The organism is Streptomyces sp. A0592, assembly GCF_004795115.1.
Lineage (GTDB): Bacteria > Actinomycetota > Actinomycetes > Streptomycetales > Streptomycetaceae > Streptomyces > Streptomyces erythrochromogenes.
Map to the genome: position 1 here is coordinate 22,436 of NZ_SSBM01000006.1, position 12,673 is coordinate 35,108.

The 12,673-nt window shown below is 74.7% G+C and carries 8 protein-coding genes; 5 read left to right on the plus strand and 3 right to left on the minus strand.

Annotated features, from left to right (window positions below; translation table 11 throughout):
- Nucleotides 1-164 precede the first annotated feature (164 nt).
- The 4 genes from E6U81_RS11175 (at nucleotide 165) to E6U81_RS11190 (ending at nucleotide 8,536) form a co-directional block, all read left to right on the plus strand.
- The gene (locus E6U81_RS11175; protein ID WP_136229927.1) at nucleotides 165-3,935 is read left to right on the plus strand and encodes a S8 family serine peptidase; all 3,771 of its coding nucleotides are present in this window, start codon (nucleotides 165-167) and stop codon (nucleotides 3,933-3,935) included.
- Nucleotides 3,936-4,973: 1,038 nt separating this feature from the next.
- The gene (locus E6U81_RS41910; protein WP_346766138.1) at nucleotides 4,974-6,176 is read left to right on the plus strand and encodes a protein phosphatase 2C domain-containing protein; all 1,203 of its coding nucleotides are present in this window, start codon (nucleotides 4,974-4,976) and stop codon (nucleotides 6,174-6,176) included.
- A gap of 28 nt (nucleotides 6,177-6,204) precedes the next feature.
- Nucleotides 6,205-7,947 carry a pyruvate dehydrogenase gene (locus E6U81_RS11185; protein WP_136229929.1) on the plus strand — a complete coding sequence of 581 codons (1,743 nt, stop codon included), beginning with the start codon at nucleotides 6,205-6,207 and terminating at the stop codon, nucleotides 7,945-7,947.
- A gap of 178 nt (nucleotides 7,948-8,125) precedes the next feature.
- Entirely contained in the window at nucleotides 8,126-8,536 is a 411-nt protein-coding gene (locus E6U81_RS11190) for an ATP-binding protein (protein ID WP_240803777.1), read from the plus strand.
- A 39-nt stretch (nucleotides 8,537-8,575) separates the two neighbouring features.
- On the opposite strand, the gene E6U81_RS11195 is transcribed toward E6U81_RS11190, so the two are convergent.
- Both E6U81_RS11195 and E6U81_RS11200 read right to left on the minus strand, forming a co-directional pair.
- Entirely contained in the window at nucleotides 8,576-9,634 is a 1,059-nt protein-coding gene (locus tag E6U81_RS11195; RefSeq protein WP_136229930.1) for a DUF2637 domain-containing protein, read from the minus strand.
- A 248-nt stretch (nucleotides 9,635-9,882) separates the two neighbouring features.
- The gene (locus tag E6U81_RS11200) at nucleotides 9,883-10,743 is read right to left on the minus strand and encodes a (2Fe-2S)-binding protein (protein ID WP_136229931.1); all 861 of its coding nucleotides are present in this window, start codon (nucleotides 10,741-10,743) and stop codon (nucleotides 9,883-9,885) included.
- 134 nt (nucleotides 10,744-10,877) lie between these two features.
- On the opposite strand from E6U81_RS11200, the gene E6U81_RS11205 reads away from it, so the two are divergent.
- A complete protein-coding gene (locus E6U81_RS11205; RefSeq protein WP_240803759.1) occupies nucleotides 10,878-11,537 on the plus strand; it encodes a GntR family transcriptional regulator in 660 nt (219 codons plus the stop codon).
- 309 nt (nucleotides 11,538-11,846) lie between these two features.
- Here the strand turns inward: E6U81_RS11205 and E6U81_RS11210 are convergent, their stop codons facing one another.
- Entirely contained in the window at nucleotides 11,847-12,650 is an 804-nt protein-coding gene (locus E6U81_RS11210) for a hypothetical protein (RefSeq protein ID WP_136229933.1), read from the minus strand.
- Nucleotides 12,651-12,673: the final 23 nt, after the last annotated feature.

The following is a 12,673-nucleotide window of genomic DNA, read 5'->3' on the forward strand; positions in this document are numbered from 1 at the left end:
GAAGCGGCCACGGCGCAAACCCGCCGCCGACATCATCGCCGCACCCCCCGCCCCTCTGCCAAGGTTGCGCCACCGCAGCACCAACATCCGCCGGCCAGAAGCCATTTGCGCGGCAGCTTTGCCGTGCAATGCAGCGGTTGGCCGGAATTCACCTGGGGAGAGCGATGCGCCCGATATCGCGCACGGCGATCGGGGCGGCCACAGCGGCCGTCCTCGCCGCCACCGCCGTCGGCCCGTCGACGGCGCAGCCGGCCGACGGAGCGCCCGGAGCGGGGAAGAGACCACTCGTCGGGAGCCAGGCGGCCGGAAAGCAGCCCACCGCCCCCGTCACCGTGACCCTCGTCACCGGTGACCGGATCCTGGTGTCCACCGACGCGGCCGGCCGCACCGCCGCGACCGCGATGCCGCGCGAGGACGGCTCCCAGCCGCTCGTGCAGACCCGGCAGTCGGGCCAGGACCTGTACGTGTACCCCGAGGCCGCGGTCGCGGCCCTCGCCGCGGGCCGTGCCGACCACGAACTCTTCAACGTCACCGGCCTCGTCCGGCAGGGCTACGACGACGCCCACACCAAGAAGCTGCCGCTCATCGCGGTCTACGACGGATCCGTGAACGTGGCGCGCAGCGCGCCGCCCGCGCCCCGCGGCGCCGACCGCTCCCTGGTCCTCGGCTCCATCGGCGCCGTGGCCCTCTCCGCGGACAAGGAGCAGGCCGCTGCCTTCTGGGCCGACATCACCGGTAGGGACGCCACCGCGCGCACGGCCACGGGCGGCCTGAAGAAGCTGTGGCTGGACGGCCGGGTCCGGGCGAACCTGGAGCGTTCGACGCGCCAGGTCGCCGCGACCGCCGCCTGGGCCGCCGGATACGACGGCAAGGGCACCAAGGTCGCCGTCCTGGACACCGGCACGGATCTGGAGCACCCCGACCTCAAGGGCCGGGTCTCCGCCTCGAAGAACTTCACCGACTCCGACACCGACGCCGACCGGCAGGGCCACGGTACGCACACCATCTCCACCGTCGGCGGCTCCGGAGCCGAGAGCGGCGGAGCCAAGAAGGGCGTCGCCCCCGGCGCGGAACTGCTCAGCGGCAAGGTCCTCAACGACGGGGGCTACGGCCTCGACTCGTGGATCATCGCCGGCATGGAATGGGCCGTCGAGTCCAAGGCCGACGTGGTCTCCATGAGCCTCGGCGACCCCTCGCAGACCGCCTGCGACGACCCGCTCGCCGCGGCCGCCGAACGGCTCTCCCGGCAGGGCCCGCTCTTCGTGATCGCCGCGGGCAACTCCGGCCCCGGCAACAACACGGTCTCCTCGCCCGGTTGCGCCCCCAGCGTGCTGACGGTCGGCGCCGTCGACCGGGACGACACCACGGCCCCCTTCTCCAGCCGCGGCCCCGCCGGTCTGCAGCACACCCTCAAGCCCGAGATCTCCGCACCCGGCGTCGGCATCTCCGCCGCCGCCGCGGGCGGCCGCGGGGTGTACGCCTACCAGTCCATGTCCGGCACCTCCATGGCCACCCCGCACGTCGCGGGCGCCGCCGCGATCGTCAAGCAGCGCCACCCCGACTGGACCGGACAGCAGATCAAGGCCGCCCTCGTGGGCTCCGCGAACACCAACGTCCCCGGGGACGTACGGGAGACGGGCGCCGGCCGCCTCGACGTCAAGGCCGCTCTCGACACCACCGTCACCGGCGCCCCCGCCGTCCAGGGCGGCACGTACAACTGGCCGCAGGACCGCAGCGACCGCCGCAGCGTCGAGGTCCCGTACACCAACACCGGCAAGAACCCCGTGACACTGCACCTCGCCGTCGAGAAGGTCGCCGGCAACGACGGATCCCCCGTCCGCAGCCAGGTCGCCCGGCTCGACCGGCGCACCGTGACCGTCCCGGCCGGCGCCACCGTCACGGTGCCCCTCGCCCTCGACCCGGCCGCGAAGCTGGAGCGAGCGCAGTACGGGGACGTCACCGGCCGCGTCGTCGCCACGGCCGACGGCGTACGCGTCTCCACCCCCTTCTCGCTCTACGTCGAGCCGGAGACGGTGACCCTGCGGGTCAAGCTCCTCGACCGGGCCGGCAAGCCCGCCGCCGGACCCTCCTCGCTGGACGTGATCGGCACCGACGACGCCTCCGGCGAGCGCCGCTTCAACGACGGCGCCGCCGACCAGGTCTACCGGGTCCGCCCCGGCGCCTACTTCCTGTCCGCCTTCGTCGCCACCGCCGACCCCGGCGAGGGCGCGGAGATGATCGACTCCCTCACCTACCTCGGCCGCCCCCAGACCGAGGTGAAGAAGGACACGACCATCGTGCTCGACGCCCGCAGGGCCGGGCGCCTGTCCATCGAGGCCGACAGGCCGGTCGAGGCCCGCAACACCACCCTCGGCTTCGCCCGCAGCTGGGACGACACCTGGCTGCACGCCGGAACCGCCATGGGCGGCCGCACCATCCGCGGCTTCTACTCCTCCGTCGAAGGCCGCGCGAAGGACGGCGACTTCGAGTTCACCGGCTACTGGCGGGCTGCCGCCCCGCTGGTCTCCGAGCTGAGGGTCGCCGGCGGACCGGTCCTGCACCCGCTCACCGCGTCCACCGGCAGCGACAACCTCGACGGCACCGGCGGCGCGCCGCTCGTCGACGCCGGCTCCGGCACCCCCGCGGAACTCGCCGCGGCCGGCGCCAAGGACGCCGTCGTCCTGGTGAAGGCCGTGGACGGCGCCCTCCACGAGGTCGCGCAGAACGCTCAGGCCGCGGGTGCCAAGGCCGTCCTCGCCCACCGCGAGGCCCCGGGCCGATGGGCCGCCTTCACCGGCTACGCGGGCGGTGCGCTGCCCACGATGACCATCGAGGCCGCCGAGGCCAAGGCGCTCCTGGCCAGGCTCGCCGCCGGCCGGGTCGCACTGTCCTGGAAGGCCACGGCGAAGAGCCCGTACGTCTACTCGCTGGCCTTCCCCGAGACGGGAGAGATCAAGAGCGGCCGCACCCACCGGGTCCGCGACCGCGACCTCGGCCAGGTCGAGTCCACCTACCACTCCATGGGCGTGGCCGCCGACTTCATCGACATGGCGGGCGCCTACCGGCCCATCGGCAGCGCCGTGTACTTCGGCGGGATCGAGACCGTCGCGACGCCCGGCAAGCGGACCGAGTTCTACTCCGCCGGGGACACCGCCTGGGACCAGCTGCTCTCCAGCAGCTTCCCCTGGGGCGAGTTCATGACGGGCGAGCAGCGCACCTACGCCAAGGGCGCCAGGAGCAAGGCCGCCTGGTACGACGGGGTGACCGGCCCGGTCGCGCCCCGCGACCTCGCGGGCAGGGAGACCCTCGCCGCCGAGCGGCAGGGCAACCTGATCGGCTTCGCGCCCGCGATGTGGGGCGACAGTACGCACGCCGCGCAGCCGGGCTCCTTCGGGGACATCGGCAACCTCCGGCTCCGGCGCGACGGCGAGGTCATCGGAGACAGCTGGTACCCGTTCGGGGTCTTCGAGGTCCCGGCCGAAGAGGGCCGCTACGAACTGACCCAGTCCATCGAGAAGATCGGCCCGCCCTCGCGCACCTGGCAGCGGTCCACCTCGGTCAGCACGACCTGGGGCTTCACCTCCAGGCTCGACGCGTCGGCGTACTCGCAGGGCCTGCCGGTCCTCTTCCCGCGGTACGCGGCCCCGATGGACGGGATGAAGACCGTCGCTGCGGCGAACGGCCAGACGATCGGGCTGGGCGTCACGGGCCACGCGGGCTACGTGCCCGGAGCGCTGACGTCGGCCGCGCTGGCGTACTCCTACGACGGCGAGAACTGGACGCAGGCGAAGGTCGGCCGGCACGAGGGCACCTGGACGGCGGTCGTCGACCACGCCGGGGCCTCCGGCAAGCCGGTCTCGCTGAGGGTCGAACTGACCGACGCGAAGGGCGCGACAGTCACCCAGACGGTCGCGCGGGCGTACGACGTCCGCTGATCCGTACGGGCAGGACGGAGGGGGTTCACCGGGCGGCGGCCCGGTGGACCCTTTTCGCGCATTCGGCGTTTTCGGCCCCCACCGGGGGCCGAGAATGAGGGCATGAGTCAGCAGGGCGCGGACGACTGGTGGCAGAAGCTCTACGAGGACCCCGAAGCGGGACCGGCACCCGACCCGGGGGACACCCTCGACAACCGGTTCCGGTCGGCGGCCGGAGTGACGGGGGACCCGGCCGGGGCGCCGCCTCCCGCACCGCCGGAGCCGGTACGGGAGGCCGGGCCCGGACCCGGGCCGGGACGCGGCCCGCTGCCGGCGCCCCGCCCGGAGCCGGACACCGGCCTGCCCGCACGGCCTCCGCTGCCGGACGCGGTCCGACGGGAGCCCGCCCGGCCCACGGTGGCGGGGCCGGTCCCCGCACCGCGCCCGGCCCCCGACGCCCGGCCCGCGGAACCGCCCGCGCCGCCGGTCGGTCCCCATCGTCCGCCGCACGGTACGACGTCACGCCCGGCTCCCGGCCGGCCGGGAGCCGGGCAGGTGAAGTCGCCCGGCGGAACGCACGTCCCGCCGGCACCGGCGCCCGCTCCGCCCCCGGCAGGTGACGCACCGGCCGGGCCACCGGCGCCACCGTCCGTGCCGCCCGCGGCGGAAGGGGCCCCGCCCGGCGGGCGGTACGCCCCGGCGCAGCCCCCGGGCCTCGCCCTCGACCAGCCGGCGGTGCAGGTGCCGCTGCCCGGCGGGCCGTACGGCCCGCCGCCGGCTCCGGCCGCGACTCCCGGCGGCCAGGCCGGGCCACCGCCCGTACAAGCCCCTCTCCCGGGTGAAACGGCCGGGGCGGATCCGGCTCGGCGTGCGGCTCCCGACGTACCGGCAGGGCCACCGCGGGCGCCGTCGGCGGCTCCGGCCGTACCGCCCGTCGCGGAAGGGGCCACGTCCGGCCCGGGGTTCGGGCCGCTCGCCCCGCCGCCCGCTCAGGAGGTCGCTTCCGGCGCCGCCGCCGCGCCACCGCACGCGCCGCCGCCACCGGGCGTGGCGCCTGCCGTGCCGCCCCAGCCGGCATCCCCGGCCGCGCCGCCCGGCGAGCGCTACGTCCCGCCGCCGCCCCCGGCCCCGCCCTGGCACGGCGCCCAGCCGCGCGATCCGCGCACCGGCGGCGCCACCGGCTACGCCCTCGGGGGCGTCGAGGTGCCGCCCGCGCCCGGCCCGGAGCTGCCCACCCGGCGTGCCCAGGCGCCGCGCCCGGCGGACCGCACCGAGGAGGTGCCGCAGCCCGCGCCCCCGCCCGAACCGCCACGCGCCCCCGCCGGCGCGCCCGCCCAGGAGGCCGCCGTGCCGCAGGAGCGGCCCGAAGTACGGCACCTGGGCGACCGCGCCCCCACCTACGCCGCCGAACCGGGCCCGCTCCCGCCCGCGGACCCGGCCGCCCTCGACGCGCTGGTCCCGGACACCGTCCTGGAGGGCGCCCGCTACGGCGCCCACACCCTCCGGGCCGCCTCCCTGCGCGGCGACTCCGCCCGCTACCGCGGCGAGAGCCGCCGGGACTTCCTGCTCACCGCCCGGTTCGGCAGCGGCGACGACGCCCTGGTCCTGGTGGCCCTCGCCGGCGGGGACCGGGCCGCGCCCGGCGCCGCCGAGGCCGCCGCCGAACTGTGCCGCACGGTCGCCGCGGCCGTCGGCCGCAGCCAGGGCAGGCTGGCCGAGGACATCCGGGCCGGGCGCCGCGACGCCCTGCGCTCCGGCCTCCAGCGCCTCACCGACCGCGGCTACGGACGCCTGCGGGCCCGCGCCGCCGAGCTGGGGCTCGCGGAGGAGGAGTACACGGCGGGACTGCGCGGGCTGCTGCTCCCGGTGGACCCGGAATGCCGCACCCGGGTGTGCTTCGGATCCGGCGCGGGCGGACTGTTCCGGCTCCGTTCGGGGCAATGGCAGGACCTGGAGCCCACCGGCCCGGCCGCACCCGAGCCGGCCCCCTCGGCCGATGCCGCCGAGCCGGCCGACGCGGTCGGCGAGCCCGGCAGCGTCTTCCGGTTCCGGGCCGCCGTGGCCAGACCGGGGGACATCCTGCTCCTGTGCTCGGGCGGCCTGGCGGAGCCCATGCGGGAGGAGGCAGCCCTCCGGGCGGAGCTCGCCGCGCGCTGGGCCGAGCCGGAGCCGCCCGGTCTCGCCGCGTTCCTCGCGGACACCCAGCTCCGCCTCAAGGGGTACGCCGACGACCGCACGGCCGCCGCAGTCTGGGAGGCGTAACCGGCGCGGTCGTGGCTGGATGGGAGGCATGGCCAAGCAGAACGTGGCGGAGCAGTTCGTCGACATCCTCGTGCGCGCCGGTGTGCGGCGGATGTACGGAGTGGTCGGCGACAGCCTCAATCCCGTGGTGGACGCGATCCGCCGGACGGACGGCATCGAGTGGATCCAGGTCCGCCACGAGGAGACCGCGGCCTTCGCGGCGGGAGCCGAGGCCCAGATCACCGGCCGCCTCGCCGCCTGCGCCGGCTCCTGCGGCCCCGGGAACCTCCACCTGATCAACGGGCTGTACGACGCCCAGCGCTCGATGGCCCCGGTCCTCGCGCTGGCCTCGCACATCCCCTCCGGCGAGATCGGCCTGGGCTACTTCCAGGAGACCCACCCCGACCAGCTGTTCCGCGAGTGCAGCCACTACAGCGAGCTGATCTCCAACCCGCAGCAGATGCCCCGGCTGCTCCAGAGCGCCGTACAGCACGCCATCGGCCGCAGCGGCGTCAGCGTGGTCGCGCTGCCCGGGGACATCGCCGCCCAGCCGGCCCCGGAGAAGGCGGTGGAGCACGCACTCGTCACCGCCCGGCCCACCGTGCGGCCCGGCGACGGCGAGATCGAGAAGCTGGTCCGGCTCGTCGACGAGGCGGACCGGGTCACGCTCTTCTGCGGCAGCGGCACCGCCGGGGCGCACGCCGAGGTGATGGAGTTCGCCGGCCGGGTCAAGGCCCCCGTCGGGCACGCCCTGCGCGGCAAGGAGTGGATCCAGTACGACAACCCCTACGACGTCGGCATGAGCGGGCTGCTCGGCTACGGCGCGGCCTACGAGGCCACCCATGAGTGCGACCTGCTGATCCTGCTCGGCACGGACTTCCCGTACAACGCCTTCCTGCCCGACGACGTGAAGATCGTCCAGGTGGACATCCGCCCCGAACACCTCGGGAGGCGCTCCCAGCTGGACCTCGCGGTGTGGGGAGACGTGCGGGAGACCCTGCGCGCCCTCAACGCCCGGGTGAAGGCCAAGACGGACCGCCGCTTCCTGGACCGGATGCTGAAGAAGCACGCCGACGCCCTGGAAGGGGTGGTGAAGGCCTACACCCGCAAGGTCGAGAAGCACACCCCGATCCATCCCGAGTACGTGGCCTCGGTCCTCGACGAACTGGCCGACGAGGACGCGGTGTTCACGGTCGACACGGGCATGTGCAATGTGTGGGCGGCGCGCTATCTTTCCCCGAACGGCAAGCGCCGCATCATCGGCTCCTTCAGCCACGGCTCGATGGCGAACGCCCTCCCGCAGGCCATCGGCGCACAGTTCACCGATCCCGGCCGTCAAGTGGTGTCGATGTCCGGCGACGGCGGTTTCTCCATGCTGATGGGAGATTTCCTCACCCTGGTGCAGTACGACCTGCCCGTCAAAGTGGTGCTCTTCAACAACTCATCCCTCGGAATGGTCGAGTTGGAGATGTTGGTTTCCGGCCTTCCCTCCTACGGGACGCAGAACAAGAACCCGGACTTCGCCGCGATCGCCCGCGCGGCGGGCGCCTACGGGGTCCGCGTGGAGAAGCCCAAGCAGCTCACCGGTGCTTTGAAGGACGCCTTCCGGCATCGCGGACCCGCTCTGGTGGACGTGGTGACCGACCCCAACGCCCTGTCGATTCCACCGAGGATCAGCGCCGAGATGGTGACCGGATTCGCACTGTCCGCCAGCAAGATCGTGCTCGACGGAGGGGTGGGCCGGATGATCCAGATGGCTCGATCCAACCTCCGCAACGTGCCACGCCCGTAAGCCCGCAGGAGTGCGGATCCCCCCGGGGGGCATGCATCCCGTAGGCCTGTTCGAGAGCAATGGACACGGGAGGGACACCGTCGTGCGGGTGGGGGCGAAGACGGGGAAGCTGTGGAGGAGAGGGGCGCCGGTACCGCGCGAACCGTCCACCGCCGAGGACGGGGGAGCGGTGGACACGCTGCGCATCACCCGGAGCGTGCGCCGCGCGGACCTGAAGGCGGTGGGCGAGGTCCGCCGGGCCCTCAGGGAGCTGATGCGCCACCGGTGCAGGACCGAGGCCACGGACGTGGCCGAGTTGCTGATCACGGAGCTCGTCACGAATGCACTCGTCCACACCGACCGGGGCGCGGAGGTGTCCGCGAGCCTCATGGCCGCACGGTTACGGGTGGAGGTCCGCGACCACGCGGCACGCCGACCCCGGCCGTACGTACCGACCGCCGACGACGGTACGCACGGCCGGGGACTGGTGCTGGTGGAGGCGCTGGCCGACGAGTGGGGCGTGGACGCGCTCGCCCTGGGCGGGGGCAAGGTGGTGTGGTTCGAGCTGGACGGGCGCCGCGAGGCCCCGTACGCCTCAGGGCCCGCCTGAACGGGCGGGCCCTGAGGGGTGTCTCCTTGTCCGGACCTGTCAGCCGAACTGCTGCTCCAGGTCTTTCAGTTTGCGCTCCAGTGAGTCCAGCCGGGGAATGGTCTGGGTGTCGTCCTCGGCGGTGAGGTCCACCGTCCGGGTGCCGGTCACGTCAGGGGATTCGGTGCGGCCCACGGCCTGCAGGGAGGGCCGGGGGCGTAGCGGCAGCTGTCCCGATTCCGGTATGGCCGGCTCCGCGCCGACCGGCGCGGAGCCCGCTCCCTGCGTGAGTTCCGGGAGCTCGACCTGGCGGCCGCGGGACCGCCCGAACGCCCGGTTCTGCCGGCCCAGCGCCTTGATGCGCGCCCGGTCGAGCCGGTTCTGGTCGCGCCTGCGGTGCCGGTCCTGCTCCCGCTCCTTCTTGTCCTCGCGCACCTCGTCCACGGCCTCGTCGAGGGTGCGCACCCCCTCCAGCAGCATGAGGGACCACGCGCCGAAGGTCTCCCGGGGGGCCCGCAGCCAGCGGACCATCCGGATCTGCGGCAACGGCCTCGGGATCAGGCCCTGTTCGCGCAGCGCCGCCCGGCGGGTCTGCTTGAGGGCGCGGTCGAAGAGGACGGCCGCCGAGAGCGACATCCCCGCGAAGAACTGCGGAGCACCGTCGTGACCCAGACCGCGCGGGGCGTGCACCCAGTTGAACCAGGCGGCCGCCCCCGCGAACAGCCAGACCAGCATGCGCGAACCGAGGGCCGCGTCACCGTGGCTGGCCTCGCGGACCGCGAGGACCGAACAGAACATGGCGGCGCCGTCGAGGCCGAAGGGCACCAGGTACTCCCAGCCTCCGGAGAGGTTGAGGTTCTGCCGGCCGAAGCCGACCAGCCCGTGGAAGGAGAGCGCGGCGGCCACCGCCGCGCAGCAGAAGAGCAGGACGTAGGAGGCCGTGCCGTAGACGGCCTCCTTGCGCCGCCGCCGCTCCTCGCTGCGCTCCCAGCTGTCGTCGGCCGCGGCCTTCTCGCTCTCGCGCTTGCCCCGTGCCAGTACCGCAACCGCCGCAAGTACGCCCAGGATCAGCAGACTGCCGGGCAGCAGCCAGTCCAGCGATATGTCGGTCAGTCTCATGCGGATGTCCCTTGCCTCGCGTATGCGGCTGTGCGGTTTTCCGGGCGCCATAGTGGCGCAGGCGGTGCGCCGTGCACGCGGGTTTCGGGGCAAGTGGACGCCATCGGGGGGCGTGGCCCGCCGGATAGGGTGTTGTATCTCGAACTGGCTGTCGTGCGACCGGAGTTGCGTTCGATTGGGGCCACCTCTACGGGTGGGTTGGCGCTCGTCCCCCGGATCCGGCGGCGGCCCGGGGCGCAGCCGTGGGCTCAGGCGGCTTCGGCCGTGAGGCGGGTGATGCGCTCCGCGTCGCAGGTGCGGGGGCAGGTGACGCAGGTGTCTTCCGGGCGGATCGTGTAGAAGAAGCAGCAGCTGGCCCGGTCCCGGGTGGGGAGTTCGCGGCCGTCGGGGCCCGGGAGCGTGCGGAATCCGGCGCCCCCGGTGTACGGGGCCGTCGAGCCCGGCAGGAGTGCCTCCAGTTCGGCCATGGCCCGCTGTTCCTCGCCGAGCAGCTGGCCCGCGTACCAGAGGCTCTCGACGACCTCGTCCGTCACCATGCCCCACAGGGCGCGGCGGCCGCGCCGCATGCGCGGGCCGAAACCATTCAGCACGGGTTCGAGGTGCTGGGCCACCGCAGCCCGCACCTCTTCGCGCAGCGCCTCCTCGTCGGGCACGACCCGGGCCCCGGGGAGGGCGGCCGCCGGGTCGTCCGGCAGGCAGGCGAAGCTCTCGACATGCACGGTCATCCGGCCGAGGGTCCGGTGGAAGGCGACCTCGGCGACCGGGAGCCGGGGGACCCGCCGGTCGAGGAACCACGGGAGCGTGATCAGGAGGCAGGCGGGCCACGCGTACCGGTGCAGCCCGAAGCTCGCGATCACATCGGGCCGCGCCTGGGTCCCGTAGTCCCTCAGGACCTGGGCGTTGTCCCAGGCGAGGAAGGCGTCCAGGGCGGCCCCGCCGGCCGCCAGCTCGTCCGCGCCGACCCACCCCGCACCGCGAGGGGAGGGCTCGTGCGCGGCTCGCTCGACGACCCGCAGTCCGCCGTACACGTCGGCCAGCCGGGCGAACGCTTCCGCCACCGCAGAGCCGGGCGGGGCGGGGGCGAGCGCCGGGAGGGTCGAGACGGTCATGACGGACCACCGATCACACGATCGTTAACAGGTAAGCCTTACCTTACCTGATTCGGAAGGATCCGCACCCACCCGTCGCGCGGGGCGTCACCTATTCTCTCGGGACAGGTCGAGACCCGGACGAGGAGGACCGAGTGCACGAAACGGCCCACGCCCGGGTACCGGCACAAAAGCGGAAGGTCATGCGCCATTCCGTGCGCGGGCAGGTCCTCGACGCCCTGCGCGCGGCCCTGGTCGACGGCGAGCTCGTGCCCGGGGAGATCTACTCCGGCCCGGCGCTGGGGGAGCGCTTCGGGGTCTCCGCGACCCCCGTGCGCGAGGCGATGCAGCAGCTGGCCGTCGAGGGAGCGGTGGAATGCCTCCCGAACCGGGGTTTCCGCGTCCTGTCCCGCACCCCGCGGGAGCGTGCCGAGCTGGCCGAGGTCCGGGCGCTGCTCGAAGTCCCCGTCATGCTGCGACTGGCCCGCACCGTGCCCGAAGGCACGTGGCAGACCCTGCGCCCGGCCGCCGCCGCCACGGCCGAGGCGGCCGCCTCGGGCGACCTGCCGGGCTACGCGGAGGCGGACCGGGCCTTCCACCGGGCGGTGCTGCGGCTGGCCGGCAACGACCAGCTGGTCCAGGTGGCGGAGGAGCTCCACCGCCGTGCCCAGTGGCCCCTGCCGGGCGCTCCCCGGGTGCGGCGGGCCGATCTCGTCGCCGACGCGGCCGAGCACTCGGCCCTGCTGGAGGCCCTGATCGCCCGCGACCTCCCGGTGGTGGAATCCCTGGTACGGGAGCACTTCGCCGGATCCTGACCCCTGCGGTGCCCCCGGCGGCTCCAGGACCCGGGCCCGCCCGGACCCGGTCCCGACCGCCCGGGCGGCCTCAAGCCCCGGGGCTCCGCCCCGGCCTCCGCCGCGGGCGCCGACGGGCTCAGCGGCTCGGGGGCCCGGGTCCGCCCGGGTCCGTCCGGGCCCGCCCGGCACCGGGCCTCGGACGCCGGGCGGGCCGCCCCCGCGGCTCCGCCCCGTAACCGCGCCTCGAAAACCGGCAGGGCCGCTGTGCGAGGGTCCGCACATGGAGTGCCGGCCGGCCGTCGAGGCGCACGAGCGGAGCCGGCCCGGCTACGCCGCGGGAGAGGGGGCGGGTGACGGCGCCGGATGGAGCTGGTCCGCCAGCCAGGTGGGGATGCCGCCCAGGAGGTGGAACAGCCGTCGGGCCTCCGCGCGCAGCCGGGTGGCCTCCGGCTCCGGCTCGGCCTCGGCCAGCGCCGCCAGCGCCGGGGCGGTGCCGATCAGGAAGCCCAGGTCCTCCCGGATCCGCAGCGACTCCGCGAACCCCTTGCGGGCCTCGGCCACCTCGCCGTCCCGCAGGGCCAGCGCGGCCAGGTGCCGGAACGTGAACGACAGCAGCAGGGTGTCCCCGTGCGCCTCCGCCCCGGCGTGGGCGCGGCGGTAGGCGGGCCGGGCGGACTGCGGGGCGTCCGCGAGGTGCTCGGCGACCAGGCCGCGGCGGAAGTCCAGCAACGGACGGGTCCGGGAGCCCGGTGACAGCAGGGCCGCGGCCCGGCCCAGCGCCGAGCGTGCCTCGTCGGCCCGGTCGCGTACGCCCAGCACGGTCGCGGCGTAGGCCAGCTGGCCCCGCTCGCACGCTGCCGCGCCCCGGTCGTCGTCGTCCTGGGCGACCGCCTCGGCGACCCGCAGCGCGTCCTCGGCCTCGGACCAGCCCTGGCCCGTGAAGAGACACCGCTCGACCAGCAGCGCGGTGCGCTGCACCGCGGCCGCCGCCCGGCCGTCCCTGCCGACGTGGGGCGTCAGCAGAGCCGCCGCATCGGTCCAACAGCCGCGCGAGCGCAGCCGCCATATCGCCCGCTGGAGGGGGTCGTCTCCCCCGGTGGAACCGGCACCCGACATGGCGGTATCCGCCACATTGCCCTCCCCGAAGCAATCAA

Excerpts from the sequence above, each read along its gene's own strand:
- E6U81_RS11200 (WP_136229931.1), bottom strand. The coding sequence starts at position 10,743 with ATGACCGTCTCGACCCTCCCGGCGCTCGCCCCCGCCCCGCCCGGCTCT.
- E6U81_RS11195 (WP_136229930.1), bottom strand. The coding sequence starts at position 9,634 with ATGAGACTGACCGACATATCGCTGGACTGGCTGCTGCCCGGCAGTCTG.
- E6U81_RS11185 (WP_136229929.1), top strand. The coding sequence starts at position 6,205 with ATGGCCAAGCAGAACGTGGCGGAGCAGTTCGTCGACATCCTCGTGCGC.
- E6U81_RS11175 (WP_136229927.1), top strand. The coding sequence starts at position 165 with ATGCGCCCGATATCGCGCACGGCGATCGGGGCGGCCACAGCGGCCGTC.